The sequence below is a fragment of the Desulfosarcina ovata subsp. ovata genome (assembly GCF_009689005.1).
GTDB classification, from domain to species: Bacteria; Desulfobacterota; Desulfobacteria; order Desulfobacterales; family Desulfosarcinaceae; genus Desulfosarcina; species Desulfosarcina ovata.
The window spans coordinates 7,278,046-7,293,941 of record NZ_AP021879.1; the positions used below are offsets into that span (position 1 = coordinate 7,278,046).

Annotated in this window: 17 protein-coding genes; all 17 read left to right on the forward strand. The window is 47.6% G+C overall.

Features of this window, described 5'->3' with window-relative positions; translation table 11 throughout:
- Positions 1-297 precede the first annotated feature (297 nt).
- The 17 genes from GN112_RS31890 to GN112_RS31970 all read left to right on the forward strand — a co-directional run bounded on the left by GN112_RS31890 (position 298) and on the right by GN112_RS31970 (position 15,315).
- Positions 298-1,236: a reverse transcriptase domain-containing protein gene (locus tag GN112_RS31890; protein ID WP_197743447.1), complete on the forward strand. Its 939-nt coding sequence runs from the start codon at positions 298-300 to the stop codon at positions 1,234-1,236.
- Between the two features lie 102 nt (positions 1,237-1,338).
- A complete protein-coding gene (locus GN112_RS31895) occupies positions 1,339-2,301 on the forward strand; it encodes a tyrosine-type recombinase/integrase (protein WP_155313823.1) in 963 nt (320 codons plus the stop codon).
- Positions 2,302-2,413: 112 nt separating this feature from the next.
- A complete protein-coding gene (locus GN112_RS31900; RefSeq protein ID WP_155312427.1) occupies positions 2,414-3,106 on the forward strand; it encodes a hypothetical protein in 693 nt (230 codons plus the stop codon).
- A gap of 35 nt (positions 3,107-3,141) precedes the next feature.
- Complete coding sequence (locus tag GN112_RS31905) at positions 3,142-5,010, forward strand: hypothetical protein (RefSeq protein WP_155309028.1); 1,869 nt, start codon at positions 3,142-3,144, stop codon at positions 5,008-5,010.
- Complete coding sequence (locus GN112_RS31910; protein WP_231717190.1) at positions 5,007-5,432, forward strand: tyrosine-type recombinase/integrase; 426 nt, start codon at positions 5,007-5,009, stop codon at positions 5,430-5,432. Before GN112_RS31905 ends, GN112_RS31910 begins: the two co-directional genes overlap by 4 nt.
- Positions 5,429-5,647, forward strand: coding sequence for a hypothetical protein (locus tag GN112_RS34135; RefSeq protein ID WP_197743448.1), 219 nt, complete (start codon positions 5,429-5,431; stop codon positions 5,645-5,647). Before GN112_RS31910 ends, GN112_RS34135 begins: the two co-directional genes overlap by 4 nt.
- A gap of 96 nt (positions 5,648-5,743) precedes the next feature.
- Positions 5,744-5,968: a hypothetical protein gene (locus tag GN112_RS31920; RefSeq protein WP_155309687.1), complete on the forward strand. Its 225-nt coding sequence runs from the start codon at positions 5,744-5,746 to the stop codon at positions 5,966-5,968.
- A gap of 850 nt (positions 5,969-6,818) precedes the next feature.
- Positions 6,819-7,688 carry a hypothetical protein gene (locus tag GN112_RS31925; RefSeq protein ID WP_155309042.1) on the forward strand — a complete coding sequence of 290 codons (870 nt, stop codon included), beginning with the start codon at positions 6,819-6,821 and terminating at the stop codon, positions 7,686-7,688.
- Complete coding sequence (locus GN112_RS31930; RefSeq protein ID WP_162458774.1) at positions 7,646-9,208, forward strand: DDE-type integrase/transposase/recombinase; 1,563 nt, start codon at positions 7,646-7,648, stop codon at positions 9,206-9,208. Before GN112_RS31925 ends, GN112_RS31930 begins: the two co-directional genes overlap by 43 nt.
- A complete protein-coding gene (locus GN112_RS31935) occupies positions 9,205-9,939 on the forward strand; it encodes an AAA family ATPase (protein ID WP_155309044.1) in 735 nt (244 codons plus the stop codon). The genes GN112_RS31930 and GN112_RS31935 overlap by 4 nt, the downstream gene beginning before the upstream one ends.
- A 13-nt stretch (positions 9,940-9,952) precedes the next feature.
- On the forward strand, positions 9,953-10,411 hold the full coding sequence (locus GN112_RS31940) for a hypothetical protein (protein ID WP_155309045.1): 459 nt from the start codon (positions 9,953-9,955) through the stop codon (positions 10,409-10,411).
- A gap of 406 nt (positions 10,412-10,817) precedes the next feature.
- Positions 10,818-11,423, forward strand: coding sequence for a hypothetical protein (locus GN112_RS31945; RefSeq protein WP_231717191.1), 606 nt, complete (start codon positions 10,818-10,820; stop codon positions 11,421-11,423).
- 69 nt (positions 11,424-11,492) lie between these two features.
- Positions 11,493-12,308: a tyrosine-type recombinase/integrase gene (locus tag GN112_RS31950; RefSeq protein ID WP_231717192.1), complete on the forward strand. Its 816-nt coding sequence runs from the start codon at positions 11,493-11,495 to the stop codon at positions 12,306-12,308.
- On the forward strand, positions 12,295-13,308 hold the full coding sequence (locus GN112_RS31955) for a site-specific integrase (RefSeq protein ID WP_155308523.1): 1,014 nt from the start codon (positions 12,295-12,297) through the stop codon (positions 13,306-13,308). Before GN112_RS31950 ends, GN112_RS31955 begins: the two co-directional genes overlap by 14 nt.
- 96 nt (positions 13,309-13,404) lie before the next feature.
- Complete coding sequence (locus GN112_RS31960) at positions 13,405-14,061, forward strand: reverse transcriptase domain-containing protein (protein ID WP_155312888.1); 657 nt, start codon at positions 13,405-13,407, stop codon at positions 14,059-14,061.
- Positions 14,062-14,641: 580 nt separating this feature from the next.
- Positions 14,642-14,893: a type II toxin-antitoxin system Phd/YefM family antitoxin gene (locus GN112_RS31965; protein WP_155313825.1), complete on the forward strand. Its 252-nt coding sequence runs from the start codon at positions 14,642-14,644 to the stop codon at positions 14,891-14,893.
- Positions 14,890-15,315, forward strand: a complete 426-nt coding sequence (locus GN112_RS31970; protein WP_155313826.1) for a type II toxin-antitoxin system VapC family toxin — start codon at positions 14,890-14,892, stop codon at positions 15,313-15,315. Before GN112_RS31965 ends, GN112_RS31970 begins: the two co-directional genes overlap by 4 nt.
- Positions 15,316-15,896: the final 581 nt, after the last annotated feature.

Consider the following 15,896-nt stretch of genomic DNA (forward strand, 5'->3'; position numbering starts at 1 on the left):
CCAAGACCTGTTAATCTAAATCCCACATCGTAACTTTTTTTAACTCTCGTAAAGTCGATTGTTATTGCATCGTTTCTCTATTAACCGCTAACGCGCAGCGGCATAAGATGCTTCAAGGCCTGAAATACGATGAAAAAGTTACATTATTTTGCAACGTCCTAAAGGCAGCCAATGATCACTAACGCATTAATATATTTGGGATATTTTTTAAACGGGGCCTGAATAAACAGAACGGGAAGCGTTACACTATTTTTGCCTTAGCACTCGGGAAGCCCCAAAGGTTCCAGGAAAGGAAGCATGGTTCATTATAGTTTTGAAATGCTTAGTTCCAACATCTGGTGGGAGGAAAGTCGGGATATCGGCAATCTTCTACACGCCGATGGGGTGTCTTATCAGGCATACTACTCAGAGGTGGGGAAAGCCCACTACACGCCTTCGCACAGTTTGGGTGGTGCAGGCATGGGGAAGGACCTGACGGAAGTACGTAGCCCGCAAAGGAAACTCGTACCGGACAAGGTCGGGCTGGAGCAATACGAGCCAACCTCCCTGCGGGGAATAGCAATTAAGGCAAAAGCGGATGGGAAACATCGTTTTCAGGACCTTTACCGGTGCCTGGATGCCCCATTTCTGCACTTCTGCTGGAAGGATCTGAACAAGGATGCCGCCAGCGGAGTGGACGAAGTGACGGCGCAGGCTTACGAGGAAAACCTTGAGGCCAACATTCAGGCACTGGCGGAGCGACTGAAGACCAAACGCTACCGTGCCAAACTGGTACGGCGATGTTACATCCCCAAGGAAAATGGCAAACAAAGACCCCTAGGCATTCCGGCCCTTGAAGATCGGTTGGTTCAATTGGCCTGTGCCAAGCTACTGACGGCCATCTTCGAGGCTGACTTTTTAGACAATAGCTACGGATATCGGATGAGTCGGAGCGCAAAAGAGGCAATCGAAGACCTGCGCTTTAATCTCCAGTTCGGAAAATATGGATATATCGTAGAGGCCGATATCAAAGGCTTTTTCGACCATATGGACTGGAAATGGCTATTACGGATGCTCCGGGAAAGAATCGATGATGCGGCGTTTATAAACTTAATCCAAAAATGGCTCAAAGCTGGCATTTTAGACACGGATGGAATGGTGATCCACCCCGAAACGGGGACTCCGCAAGGTGGTTTATGCAAAGCTTTGCATAACCCGCCTTATGCAAAGAAAGTAATTATGCAAAGTAAGCCATAAAATTCGTCTTAATTCAAGGGTTTCTTTTTGATTTAATAAGCATAATCTCCGCCAATGAGACTGAGCAAAAGCTCAAAAAATCATTATAAGGAGATACTTTTTATGCAAAAGAAACCATTGGAAGAGCTTTTACAGGATTTGGAGCAGGAGCTACTTCGGCTCGGTTACACCGAAGGCTCCATGAAGTTTTACCGCAACCGTTGGAAGAAAATTATTCAGTTCGCTGAAGGGCGGGATGAGATTTTCTATTCCGAGCAACTTGGAATCGACTATGTCGAACACCACTACCAGATCCTTGAAAAGGATTTTGATAAAACCCTATCCCAGAAGGATACGCAAGAACTCCGCATCATCCGTATGATTGGAGACTTCCAACTCCACCACACTGTTCTTAGACGGTACTATAAACATAGGAAACTGCTTACAGATTCCTATTACATAGGTGTCATCAAGGATTTTAAAAGATACTGTGAGCACAAGGATTATTCCAAAGTAACCGTAAATCATTACGTGAAGCAATCGGAGCGTTTCATGGATTATCTTGTTTCCCAGGGAATCCGTGATTGTCACGATGTCGAGCTTCCTGTTATCAACGGGTATATACGAACACTGGCCGGTTACACCTATAAGACTGTGGAACAAAACATCTGCTCCATACGTTCTTTTTTAAGGTATTTGCAGGAACAGAACATCCTACAAACGGATCTGGCTTCTAAAACACCAATGATTCAGGCTCGTAAACAGACACGCATCCCATCCGTTTGGACGAAAGAAGAGTTGGATGCACTGATAGGCGCCATTGATCGAGGAAATCCAAAGGGAAAACGGGACTATGCCATTATCCTCCTTGCCTGCGTGTTGGGTCTTAGAGTCACTGATATCAAAAACCTCACTTTTGGTTGTTTCGACTGGGGAACGAAGAAACTGACATTTATCCAATCAAAAACAAGGGAAACCTACAGCGTCAGAATACAGTTGGATTCACTAACCCACCGAAATGTATTTAAATATATCACTACATCCATTCATAATTGTATCACTGTTCGATTATTATGGCGGCACTAAAATTTGTAACCATTTGATATTATTAAACCTGAGGGTTGACATAGGAGGGTCGAATTGATACGATTATTTGAATGAATTCAAACTCATACAAATAATTGTATCATGAGGCCATATGCTCTCATTTGAAGAATCCAAGACAGTACTTCGGAACTTTTTCAACAAGAAGTATATCGCAGATATTGGCCAGTTATATCATTTACTTCAAACGACGTCGCGAATGAGTGTTTTTCGAAGACTCAAACGCATGGGATATTTAACGAGTTTTACGGATGCCGGTCGTTATTATACGCTTCAGGATGTACCGATTTTTGATGAGTGGGGATTGTGGTTTCATAAGGGGATTGGTTTTTCACAATATGGCACGCTGAAAAACACCATCATCAAAATCGTCCATTCTTCAGATGCCGGCATGATGCCCAAAGAAATGCTGAATTTGTTGAAAATAAGAATTCCCAACACGTTGCATAATGCACTGCATGGGCTGGTTAAAAACAATCAGATCGGTCGCCGTCGGCTGGAACGTTTCTTTCTATATACAGATGCAAATCCTGAAAAAGCACAACTGCAGTTAAATACGCGCCGTTTTCTTTTGCAAAAGACAGCACCGGTTGTTGAACCACCATCAGCAGAATTAACCATCGCCGTGCTGATTGAAGCGTTTAAAACCGTAAAGATCAGGGTGTCTCCAACGTTGGTTGCTGAGCGCCTGGACGTACGAGGGATGTCGGTTACAGTCGAGCAAGTCAAACAGATTTTTACTCGACACGGGATCCCGACAGAAAAAAAAACGGCAAGCCTCCCTTAAACGTCCTGAGCGATTTGAGAGATGAGGCGCGTCGTTTGAATGACCGTTGTTGTAAACAGGCTTTCGGACTGACCGATGTTGTTGTTTCGGCCAAAGAGGAGCGTGGACGCTGTGAAATCTGTCATGGCCCAATGAAAGTTCAGAAAACATACCGCCATGAAGGCAGGACCCTTCGACATGGAGTATTCGAAGTATGTGAAACAGTGTATGTTTGTGCCGGCCGATGCCATCATCCCGTCGGCACCTTGGTGACCCAAAGATCTTTATCCGTGTCGCAAACTATTATGCCAAACTGCAATGCCGGCTATGATTTGATGGTTTTTGTCGGACGCCAGCGGTTGCTTGAACATCGGCAGCGAGAAGAGATCATGGCAGCGCTCAATGACGACTATGGCATTCGTATCTCAGCTGGTGAAGTCAGTGACTTGGCCATGCGGTTTTCACAATATTTTCTACGGCTTCATTATGCAAAAGCCGACCGCATAAGAAAAATATTGGAAAATGACGGTGGATGGCCGATGCACATCGATGCAAGCGGAGAAAACGGCCGAGGCACGCTTTTTGTTGTGATGGCCGGTTGGCGAAAATGGGTGCTTGGCGCATGGAAGATAGCCACTGAGAAAGCTGAACTTATTTTGCCATGTCTGCGCGACACCGTTGAAAGATTCGGCCCGCCTTGTGCGGGGATGCGAGATTTAGGGCGAGCGGTCACACCGGCGCTGAACGATTTGGTTTCCGAATTGGGATTGGAGATCCCTGTTTTGGCCTGCCATCAGCATTTTCTGGCGGATATCGGCAAAGATCTTTTAAATTCTGACCATTGTGCCCTTCGCGACCTTTTTCGCAGAACCAAGGTTCAGGCCGACATTAAGCGCCTGATTCGCGAGTTCGGCGGAAAGATTGGTTTACAGATCGATGATGCTCGGCAAACGGTTATTGCATGGCAAGAGATGGAAGACCATACATATCAATTGCCGCCGGGAAAAAATGGGATAGCGGTTGTCCGTGCGCTAAGCCAATGGGTGATCGACTATCATGCCGACGCCTCCGGGCTGGATTTTCCATTTGACCGACCCTATTTCGATTTTTTTAACCGCTGCATGATCGGATCAAAAGCGATTGATGCGTTTCTTCGTATCCCATCCGATGATCGAAAAGTAACGGGTGCACTCAAACGGCTTGGCCGGATTTTGACCAAAGTTGCATGTGAAGTTCCTTTTCGTCACATCATCAAGCGTCTTCAACGCCGTGCTGAGCTATTCGATGAATTGCGGGATCAACTGCGGACCGCGAAAAAACTGCCCGAAAATGAAACAGTGGCAGACATTGATTTGATGCGGAAACGATTTTACGATTGGACGGCATCGCTCAAAGAACGTCGTCCCAAAAGAGGCCCGGCCCAAGATATGCGTGATGCCATTGATATCATCTTGAAACATATCGATGTTCATGGCGAACACCTTTGGGGCCACGTTATTACGTTACCGGAGAACGCCCCTTCTCGAATGCGACTTGTGAGTCGTACAAACGAAATTATAGAAAATTTTTTCGGCACCATAAAACATGGCGAACGACGCAGGAGTGGGCGGAAAAACCTCACACATGATTTTGAACGATTACCGGCTGAGGCAGCGCTGGTGTACAATCTGAACCAACCCGATTATGTCAGTGCCGTTTGCGGATCCATTGATCGTCTTCCTCTTGCTTTTGCACAACTCGATAAAGAAGAAGCGCGGAGAAAAGAAAAAGGGTTACCGTCCCAAAAGATGTCAAATCTGGATAAAATACTTCAACTTTCCACTTCATCTTTATCTTCCGCTGATCGCCATGTTGTAAGAACGGAAAATATGAATCAACGCATCATCAAGGCAGCCAGAAGCCGCGCTCCGCGCGTCGCGTGTTGAGGGATATTGTAAAATCCAACCGTAGAATGACGCTTAAGAGGGAAACAGTAACCCTGCCGATTCCTTCCGAAGTTGGATGGGCTGTCATTGATTATCTGAAATACGGCAGGCCAAAAGTGGATTTGCCTGTTCTTTTTGTAAGGCACGTGGCGCCATTTCTTCCCTTTTCGGAAAATGATCATCTGTATCAGATAATCCGTGATTATATGCGGATTGCACATCTGCCTACTTTGAAGAAGCACCGTGGTATGCACTCTCTTCGTCATACGGCAGCTTCAAGAATGCTTGAGCATGACACACCGCTTGCTGTCATCTCGGATATTCTGGGTCATACGGACACGGACGCTACAGCAGTCTATTTGAAGGTGGGCATCAATAAGCTTAAAGAATGCTGTCTGCATACTCCGGAGGTGGGCTCATGAGAAACTACCCGTTCAGAGGTCCATTTGCAGAGCATATCAAAAACCATGTCGGCTTGAAGCAAGCGGTCGGGTATAAATATGAGGCAGAAACGGCGCATCTATCAAGATTTTCCTCCTTTACCGCTGAAAAATATCGAGCTGTGCGGACGGCGGTGGACCCCAAAGGTTACAATGCCAAGCCTATATATGGTGCAAAGGGCTCTAAACAAAAATAACTCGTTGAAAATATGTCAGAATTAACTGGACAGATATAAAGATATATGCGATGTTTTGGTAGATTACTATCTCAAATTTCGAGACGGAGGCTACCAATGAGCAAATACAAAATCGAAGTTATGGTTAACTTGGTTGAATGTGATGAGGAAGCGGACGATAAGCCCATTGAACTGGAAGATGGATGTTATCAATACACCATAAACGCTGATGCCGGTGAAAATATAGACGACTGCGAAATAGCAGTTTTAAATACGGCATACCCTGCAATAAGAGACGCCATAGCACGACACATGGAAAAGGTGTCTAAAAAAAAGTCCTGATTTTCAGTGGGGCTAATCAAATTGGGGTAAATGAACGCCCATATCTGGTGGATGGCGCCGTGGGGCGTTTTGCGTTTGAAACCCACTTCGCATTTGATAAAAATGGCGTTCGGTTTGACAGTAGTCAGTCTATATTTGCCCCATTAGGACCGAATCAGTTTTATTTGACCACGGGCTTTAAGGAACGGGCCATGATAATGGGTAATACGGAAGGATCCTTTCGGAAAACATCAAAATGGCTCAACTTCATACGGCACCAAATAGAAGGCGGTACGCCACATCGCACATTGCATGATCAGACCCAGAAAGAAGGTCGGGAATTGATCGACCATTTAAAGCAAAAGGCCGATGATTTGAATCATGGCAACTTCAGCGCTGACGGATGTTGTATCAACCCAGATATTCCCAGGGGCGGAGAACCGATATCAATTCCCATGGATGAAGTTCACAAGGCCCTTTCTAAAGGATCTTTCGACTGTCGTAGCTCACGAACTCAGAGACTCGCATCTCACGGACTCAGAGACTCAAAGCCCACTAACCCACTGACTCATTTTCAATTGTAGAAAAAAATATAGAACAAATAATCACGGCTCAGTCCTCCTCACCTCACTCACTCCGAACCTCCCATCACATACCTTGGCAATCGCATGTCCGCCCCCTTCAATTTTCATTCAGAGAGTTATCAAAAACAAAATCCGGTGCTCAGCATTTTTCACTGAAGCACCAGTTCATTTGTTCACCCGTAGAAAAAGGGTATTATACAGGGAGTTACAAACCGATTAGGAGGCGGGCTACAGAATTCGTCGATAAGGATGAAGGGGGCATTGGCCTGCCCCCTTCGGCAACCAAGATGGAGGCACCCATCCCGATCACCATAGCAATTACCAATGCTACCTACATTTGCCTTTATTCGCAAGGACTTCTTGCCGATTATCTGGCAGAGACGATCTGTCCAAAATGTTCTGTTGATTGCGCTTGCCAGCAGCCACTGCCATCGCTTGAATTGACCAACTCTACCGTTTGTCGCACTTTGTACAAGCTTGAAAAGGATCACGAGGGGATCGATACGGTGGTCAAGGATATGGCCCAGATTGTTCTGGTCAGATGTCCCATATGTAAAAGCCGGTTCCGGTTGCTCCCGGCGGATATTCTTCCCTACAAACTTTACTCACTTTCGGTGATTGAGCTCTCGGTAAGCCTATACAACCGAGGAGACATGGCATTGCGCCAAGTGGTATGGGATCATCTTTACGGTGATCACACCCCTGAGCACGCGACACTTCACGCATGGACAGAAGGGTTGGGTGCCTGGTGGCTGGGCAGGCCGATGGGGGAAACGGCCTTTTCAATACCGGCCACCCGGATCCAGGCGGAGTTGGAAATCCGTTACCCACAGATGTGTTCATTGCATGGTCAACCGGTTTGGATCAACCCGGATCGTTACCGCAGCCAGGGGCGCCGGGAACGTCTTGAAGCCTGCAAACAATTTGAATTTGTCAGTACGCTGATCGCGTCCGAAAACCCGCCAAACTTCGCTGAACTCAACTGTCTCATCGTCAGTTGGGGCAATTCGTTCGGCCTTGGCTTTAAAACCGGCATTAGCTGCACGGCGGCTGAACACATCAATTTTAAAAATATGCGAACATGGGGCCACATTCTTCCAAAGGAGCCCTTGTCATGTCCGATTCATGGGAGATCGCCGCCTGGCGGTTCGAAATGATCAGTCCACTTTTGGATGACAAACTGACCGAAGCAAAAAAACGGCACATTCTTAGCGATCGTACGCGGAAGTCTGTTCAATGGCCGTGTTCGTCCCAAAAAAGGCCGATCGGCAGAAGCACACTGTTCCGATGGCTGAAAGACTACCGCGAAAAAGGCTTTTTGGGGCTGATGCCCAAGGTCAGAAAAGACAAAGGGATGGCCCGCACCGACCGCTGTGAACAGGTGAACTACGCCCTGGGGCTTTTGTACGAAGAGCCCGGACGTTCTTTGACCCAGCTGATGATTTACCTCGAATTGGAGTTCGGTGAGCTGTCCATGAGTCGCTCGACCCTTAGCCGGGATCTTCACGCACACCCGGCGTTTATGGGCATTTTGCGACGCCGAAAGACAGCAGGCAAAAAACTGCGGGACCTGTACGAGACCGACCAGCCGCACGAAATTTGGCAGTTGGACGCCAAAGGCCCGTTTTCAGTAATGTTGACCAACAGCCAAACGATCCGGGTCCATGTGCTGTCGATTCTCGATGATTTTAGCCGTTACATTCTGGCCGCCATTATCGCACAGGCTGAAAATATCCAAGCCGCCGTCAGGGTCTTTCGCCTGGCCGCGTCCAAGTGGGGGATTGCCCTTCGCATGCAGTTCGATCGCGCCTCGGCTTATGACTCCGAAGTCTTCCGCACCGGCCTTGCCTTTTTGGGGGTTCATCGAAACTGGGTAAAATCCCGCAACCCAGAGGCACAGGGGAAAATCGAGGCTTATCACCGATCCCTGAAAAAATGGTTCGTCAAAGAGCTGCCAAACCAGGAGGTGGTCGATATCCATCATCTGGAGGCCCTGCTTCAGGCGACGATCGCTTTGGTCTACAACCGGCACCACCATCGTGAAATCAAGATGACCCCGGAACAAGCCCTGGCCCGACGCATCTCAACACGGCGCGTCGGTGCCGACCAACTTGCCCAGGCATTTCAAATTGCCGCCCAGGCCAAAAGCCACCCGAAGACCGGCCAGGTGAATCTACCCAACGGCCTTTTCCGTGTGCCGGCCCGCTTTGCAGGAAAAAAATGTCATTTTCGCTATGATCCGGTAAACACAGACCAAGCCTTGCTGATCATCGATGACGCGCACCAGATCCCGCTTGAACCCTTCACCAAAAAGCATCCCTTCGATTTTCAAAAGACAGAGGAAAAACGGGGCACCGGCCAGCTGCAAAAACTTCTGGATGTCTGGCAGGGTCGCTGCCGGCCCAATGCCCAGCCCGGCTTCGGTTTGCCGGAAGTGTTTCGTGAGTTCAGCCGGCTGCTGCAGCGCCCCGTTCCCATCGACCAACGAGAAGCCGCGGCCATCGAAGCCTTTTATCGACAAAACGGCCCGTTGCCCGCACAGCCGTTTCGCCGGGCGATCGACAAAACCGCTGACGCCCTTGGACCCAACCGTGCCCTGAAAGCCTATCTGCAATACCTGGAAAGGCTTGTAAAGGCACAGATAAAGAAACCCGACCCGCAGGAGGAACCACTATGAACCCATCGTCCTACTTTGCCTTTGACGATTTTGCACGGGCGCTTGAAAACCTTGAAAACGCCTTTCGAAACGAAAACGACCGTTATCTGATGTTAACCGGCGAGACCGGTGTCGGTAAAACATGGCTGTGCCGGCAGTTGAACACCGTCCTAGACCGCTGCCGGCATCGCGTGTTCTATTTTTCTCACGCACGTCACCTGAGTGCAACCGCCCTGATCCGCGTGCTGGCAACCTGGATGAGACTGCCCACCCGACGCTCTCACAGCGAAACGCTCCAAGGCCTGATATCCGCCCTTGGCGAACACCCCCACCAGTTGCTGTTATGGTTCGACGAAGCACACGAACTGGCCGATGAAACCCTGCTGGAGGCAAAGGCGCTGGCCGAAAGCGACCTTGACGGCAGTTGCCCGGTACGCATCCTTTTAATCGGCATGCCTTTGCTGCGGGACAGAGTTCAGGCCATTGCCCCTTTGTGGCGGCGTATCGTGGTGCGCGAAGAGTTGACCGGTCTGACATTCGATGAACTGCCCCCTTTTATCGAACATCACTTCGGTGCCGAAAATCTGCAGCGCATCTGTCAGCAGGGGCTGCATATCCTGTTTGAACGCGCCAGAGGTATCCCGGGCCTGGTTGTCCCCAGGTTCAAAAAAATCCTGGCCGAAAACAAATCCGGCGGCCCCATCGATCCTTTGTTTCTCGACGACATGCTCCAACGCTGGGAACTGACATGAAAGGGGATATGCCATGAACCCGCAGCAAGCCGAAATCCTGCGTGACATCGTACAGCGTATGATGGCGCGCTACATCACCGTCAGACCTCAGGGCATCGATCTGGGTAACAAAAGAAAACCGATCCCAGCGCTTGACAGCCGGATCCTTGATTACGGCGCCGCCCGAACGCTCTACCGGAACCGACGCCCTGTCTGCCGATCTCTGGATGCCGTCAACCCCATCGGTGATACGGAAAAACGCTGCCAGAAATGTCTCGACAGAGATCAATGCACCGGTCAGGTGCGCTTGGACCTGCTGTTCGACAACACCCCTTACAGGCTCCTGCTCGCCTACACTTCCGCTAAAAACTTCCTGATTTACACCGGTAAACTCGTTGAAAAAAAACTTGAAATTCGTTCAATCAATACCAAGATCGTCGTTGTTAACAGAGGCTCATGGGGTGAGTTGCGGTTCTGCGTTGCTGACGTGTAGCGGATAGATATACTGGTTTCTTGTTGTAAGTCGGTTCTTTCCGGTTGTTGGCGAAACGTCATCCACGCGGTAAGCTTTATCATTTGTTCATTTGAACGCGTCTCGATTATGAACGATATGATATAGGTTAACGCGGCGATATCGGATGTCATCCGAATGATCTCATGAAACGTGGGATGACAGTCTCAAAAAGCGTGGCACACGACATTTCGACTATAATCCGATTGAACTGTTGAATAATCCCGTCATTTACGAAGAACCCAGTCAAACGGTCAACATAAGCATAGACGACGTAACCCCCAAAAGGCAAAAGGATACACGAGAAAGCCCACAAGTCACGGAGCATAAGCGAAAATATGTACATGATACCGTATGCCACATTGAACATGGAGGCCTAAAATACGTATTGGCCGCTGATGGCACCAAATCATGCTTGTGGTTGCTAATCGCATTTCTTTTGTCGAATTCTCTATTCGGCAAACGTCTTCAGATTTTTACCGACGGCCATAAGGCGCTAAATGATGCCATCGTCAAGCAATTTGGGTGGCACAAGAATATGCAAATTGTTCTTGATTGGTTTCATCTATGCAAGAAGTTCAAAGAAGAATTGAGCATGGGGATGAAAGGCAGAAAGCTCAGAAATGAAACGCTTCGCGCGGTTATGCCGTTATTATGGCACGGTCTTACAAACAAAGCCATCTCATATCTTGAAAACATCCCGGCATCCGAAATTAAGGATGATAATCATATTCAAAAGCTCATTGACTATTTGGGCCGGAATATATCCTCCATTCCCAACTATGATATGCGCAAACGGCTAAATCTTCGGAACTCGAGTAATGTGGGTGAAAAGATGAACGACCTCGTTGTTTCAAATCGCCAAAAGAAGAATGGAATGAGTTGGGCGAAGAAAGGATCCCTCAATCTGGCTATCATCACAACTTTGAAAATTAACGATGAATATCACAATTGGTTCAGAAATAAGGAAGTAAAATTTAGCTTAGCGGCTTGACCATTTAAGATATCGTCCGCACAGCTCGAAAAATATCCCGAAGCATCGATCCTTTCAAAGGAAATAGTATTGGAGTGGTGCTCAAAAAGGAACTATGAGGCACAGGCCAATCAGTGTGCAAGAGCCTCTATCTTGCGGCAGCTTGCCGTGTATATGGAAAATATTGGAATTGGCGCATACGTCCTCCCAAAAGGATATTACCCGGCGGGACAGCAGTATGTTTCTCACATCTATACGGAAAATGAACTGAAACGATTCTTCCATCAGACGGATCAATGCTGCTACGTCGGTGAATGTCCATATCGCCATCTCATCATGCCGGTATTTTTCCGGCTAGTTTACGCCTGCGGCCTTCGGTCTTCCGAAGCAAGACTTCTGAAGGTCGAAAATGTGGATACGGATGCAGGCATACTGAGCATTCATCATTCAAAAAAAGACAATAGCCGTTTGGTTGCCATGTCAGACGAGCTTACCGGTCGATGCCGGAACTACTCTGAAAATGTGCATAACCTTTCAAAGGGGTCTGATTGGTTTTTCCCAGGACTTAAAGGAAAGCCAATGACTGTAGGAAATGTTTACCACAATTTCAGGCGATTCCTGTGGAGAGCCGGCATCTCTCATGGCGGAAGAGGAAAAGGTCCGAGAGTACACGATTTTCGTCATACATATGCCTGCCAGTGTCTGAAAAAATGGGTGATGGAAGGGAAAGACATTGCCGCATATCTTCCTGTACTGAAAACATATATGGGACACGATTCCTTTGAGGAAACAACCTATTACCTCAGACTTACAGCTGATATCTTTCCAGATATATCCATCAAACTCGAAGGGTGTTATCCTGATATCATTCCTCGACTGGAGGGTAATGGCTATGAAACCTACTGATTTTGCAACTCACCTTACTGGATTTCTTTCCGTGTATCTGCCTCGACAGAAAAATGCCAGTAACAATACGATAGCATCCTACCGTGATACCTTTAAATTGCTACTCCGTTACTGTCAGGAAGAGAAGGATATACCTGCCGAAAAGCTGAACATGGGCATGCTGACCCATGTAATGATTGCTGATTTTCTCGAATGGCTTGAAAAGAAACGTAAATGTAGCACTGCAACCCGTAACCAAAGGCTTGCAGCCATACATTCCTTTTTCAGGTATGCTCAATACGAGGAACCATCAGGAATCCTTCATTTCCAAAAGGTCATTGCCATACCGGTCAAGAAGGCCTCCAAGCCGTCGGCGCCACATCTGACACCGGAGGCGATGAAATTTTTGCTGTCACAGCCGGATAAAATGACCGTGAAAGGCCGACGAAACCTGACGCTTTTGAGTGTTCTTTATGATTCAGGATGCAGAGTGCAGGAATTAGCCGATCTCAGGGTACGGGATGTTGTAGTGGACAATCCGGCACTGCTTATCCTCACTGGAAAAGGCAATAAGATGCGCAGAGTTCCTCTAATGAAAAATACTCTGACCTTGCTTCAACATTACCTTCAGGAGCATTCCCTTGATAAAGATTGGAAAAAGGACTATCCGCTTTTTGTCAACAAGCATCGTAGCAAACTCACTAAGGAAGGCATTGCCTACATCATCTCTCAGTATGTTGTTTCGGCGAAAAAGATATCTGCAAGCATGCCGGAAAAAGTGACGCCACATATGTTTCGCCACAGCAAAGCAATGCACCTGCTGCAGGCTGGCGTTAGCCTTATCTATATCAGGGATTTTCTCGGACATGAGGATATCAAAACCACCGAAATTTACGCAAAGTGTGATACCGAATTGAAACGTCAGGCCATCGAAAACGCCTATCCAACTCTGGTAGATAGCAATCTTCCCGATTGGAATAAAGACGCTGCATTGTTGGAATGGCTTTCAAATCTGAAGTAGTCGTGATATTATGCAAAGTAAATTCAGTGCATGTGTTGGAAATATTGTACATTAAGCGATTTACTTTGCATAATCGCGAACTTCGCATAAGGCGGAATCGTTTCACCGGTTTTAGCCAATGTTTACCTGCACTTTGCGCTGGACTTATGGTTTGAAAAGGTTGTCAAGGCTCACTGCAAAGGTGCAGCCATGATAATCAGATACGCAGACGATTTCGTCTGTGCCTTTCAATACCGTGGGGAAGCAAAGTGGTTTTTCGAGATGCTACCGGATCGGCTGGGTAAGTTCGGACTATCGGTAGCTCCGGAGAAGACGGGTATGATGCGCTTCAGCAGATTTCATCCGAGCCGAAGCAGGCGGATAGTCTTTTTGGGTTTTGAGACGTACTGGACCTACGATCAAGATGGAGAAGTCCGAGTGATGCAGCGCACTGCGCGTAAGAAGTTGCAAAGTGCCTGCCGCCGCATCAAAGATTGGATTAAGCGCAACCGTCATTTGAAAGGGATAAAATTCATAACGGCACTAAACCGTCGATTGCACGGTCATTACAATTATTACAGCGTGGTCGGCAACTCGAAGTCGTTGTGGAAGTTTTACAGTTGGGCGGTCGAATGTGCATTCAAGTGGCTGAATCGTCGAGGTGGGAAGCGGAGGAGCTTTACTTGGAAAGTTTTCCTTAGTGCTATTGAGCGCCTCGGGATTGCGAAACCCAAGCTACCAGTATCGACCAAGCGACATCGGGTGTTTTCCTGAAGCGGATGCTTTACGCGAAAGCGAGTACAACCGAGGAACCGGATGCGGGAAAACCGCACGTCCGGGACTGTGCGGGGGGCGCTGGGTAACCGGCGTTCCTAACGCGAGAGGGCAGCTCTTGTTTTTGTATTTCAATTTTTTATTGCGAGTTTTTGGTTCTGTTCCCGCTTGAAATGGATGCACAGAATTTGTAATTGATATCATTGCTTGGAATGTGCGGGTTCTTTTTGTTTGTCGGCTTTTTCGCAAGCCTGTTTCGACATCGTCGATTTGCGCCCTTCATTCTTTTCGGGCCGGGCTTGTCCGGCGTAAACCGAGCACCTCGTTTTCATCTTCCATGAAATCTCGGTGCCCCAACAAGTCGCTTAAGCGGGACCGGGAAAAGCGGTGGCATTTTTGAGCGTCATCATTTACTGAAATCTCGGGGTGTTCTGAACCCAGGGCAGTGCCCATTTCCCGGCCCCTTACCTCGGCCGATATCCTCCTAAAAAATACCAAGGCAACAACAAAAAAAATTGACTTAGCATTATAATTGGACTAGACTGACTAGTGTCAAACAACACGATCAACAGGAGGTTTCATGAATACATCATGGAAATTACAAGACGCTAAGGCAAAATTCAGTCAGGTTGTCGAAAATGCTTTGAAAATGGGGCCTCAGTATGTAACGCGTAGAGGCCGGGAAGCCGTAGTTGTCTTATCCGTTAAAGAATATCAAAAAATAACCACCCCTAAACCAACACTGAAAGAGTTCCTTTTAAATTGCCCCAAAATGGATGATGGTTTTGAATTTGAAAGACAAAAAGATTATCCGAGGGATGTGGAATTTTGAATTATTTATTAGACACTTGTGTGATATCAGAATTGGTCAAAGCAACTCCAAATGGAAACGTCATAAATTGGATAAGCCATACACCGAATGAAAGACTATTCTTATCTGTCATAACCATTGGAGAGATACGAAAAGGTATTACCAAACTTCCGGACTCAAAAAAGAAACATCGGCTTACAGATTGGCTTAATACATTATTGGAAAATTACGAGGAAAGAATCTACCCTGTTGATTTAGCTGTTGCAGAGAGTTGGGGAAGTATCCAGGGAAAAGCTGAGAATAACGGTACTCCTGTCGCCTCCGTTGACAGTTTGATCGCAGCTGTGGCCCAAACACACAATTTAATTGTCGTAACAAGAAACGAAAAAGATTTTGCTGCAACCAATGTTACAATAGTGAATCCATGGAAAAATAAAGGATAACAAAACGCTGGAGAGGGACCAGGCTTACAGAGCGACCTTTCGGGAGTGCCTGGTTCAGGAAAATTTAACCTTTTATTGGAGCTTTTAGGGGTTAAAAGCCTGGCCCCTCAGCTTCCCGTTCGGGTGCGACACGATGTCGCACAATTGGCTGATTGGCAAGGCCGTCACGGTGCCTTGACCAATCCCAGCATTCCCCTGCTGGTACCCTAGGAGGCATGCTTGCTGCGCGCTGTGCAGTTGGTATGGAGCCCTTTTCGACAATGTACCAAATCCCGCGTTTACGGGAGGGGTGGAAACCGTGAGGTGGATACCTTCCTGGAAGCCTCATCCGGGTAAGGGCTAGGGTCGGAGTGATATGGTTAATTTAATGTGAATGCCGTCAAGCATCGTCAACGAGAACAAGCCAAAGAGGCTGGCAGGCTTGGACCAAACGGTATCGCGGTCAGGTTATGGGTTTCCTAACTGCCCATACGGGGATGTTGTGCCGCCGGTGTAGAAGGCAAACCTAAGTCACTCGCAAATTGGCAATTGTGTGGAACGTGGAAACCCCGTATCTCCGCCGTGATGTCTCCGGCAGGCGA

Bases quoted from the DNA above. Each gene is read 5' to 3' on its own strand.
- GN112_RS31890 (WP_197743447.1), top strand. From the start codon at position 298: ATGGTTCATTATAGTTTTGAAATGCTTAGTTCCAACATCTGGTGGGAG.
- GN112_RS31895 (WP_155313823.1), top strand. From the start codon at position 1,339: ATGCAAAAGAAACCATTGGAAGAGCTTTTACAGGATTTGGAGCAGGAG.
- GN112_RS31900 (WP_155312427.1), top strand. From the start codon at position 2,414: ATGCTCTCATTTGAAGAATCCAAGACAGTACTTCGGAACTTTTTCAAC.
- GN112_RS34135 (WP_197743448.1), top strand. From the start codon at position 5,429: ATGAGAAACTACCCGTTCAGAGGTCCATTTGCAGAGCATATCAAAAAC.
- GN112_RS31920 (WP_155309687.1), top strand. From the start codon at position 5,744: ATGAGCAAATACAAAATCGAAGTTATGGTTAACTTGGTTGAATGTGAT.
- GN112_RS31925 (WP_155309042.1), top strand. From the start codon at position 6,819: ATGGAGGCACCCATCCCGATCACCATAGCAATTACCAATGCTACCTAC.
- GN112_RS31930 (WP_162458774.1), top strand. From the start codon at position 7,646: ATGTCCGATTCATGGGAGATCGCCGCCTGGCGGTTCGAAATGATCAGT.
- GN112_RS31935 (WP_155309044.1), top strand. From the start codon at position 9,205: ATGAACCCATCGTCCTACTTTGCCTTTGACGATTTTGCACGGGCGCTT.
- GN112_RS31940 (WP_155309045.1), top strand. From the start codon at position 9,953: ATGAACCCGCAGCAAGCCGAAATCCTGCGTGACATCGTACAGCGTATG.
- GN112_RS31955 (WP_155308523.1), top strand. From the start codon at position 12,295: ATGAAACCTACTGATTTTGCAACTCACCTTACTGGATTTCTTTCCGTG.
- GN112_RS31965 (WP_155313825.1), top strand. From the start codon at position 14,642: ATGAATACATCATGGAAATTACAAGACGCTAAGGCAAAATTCAGTCAG.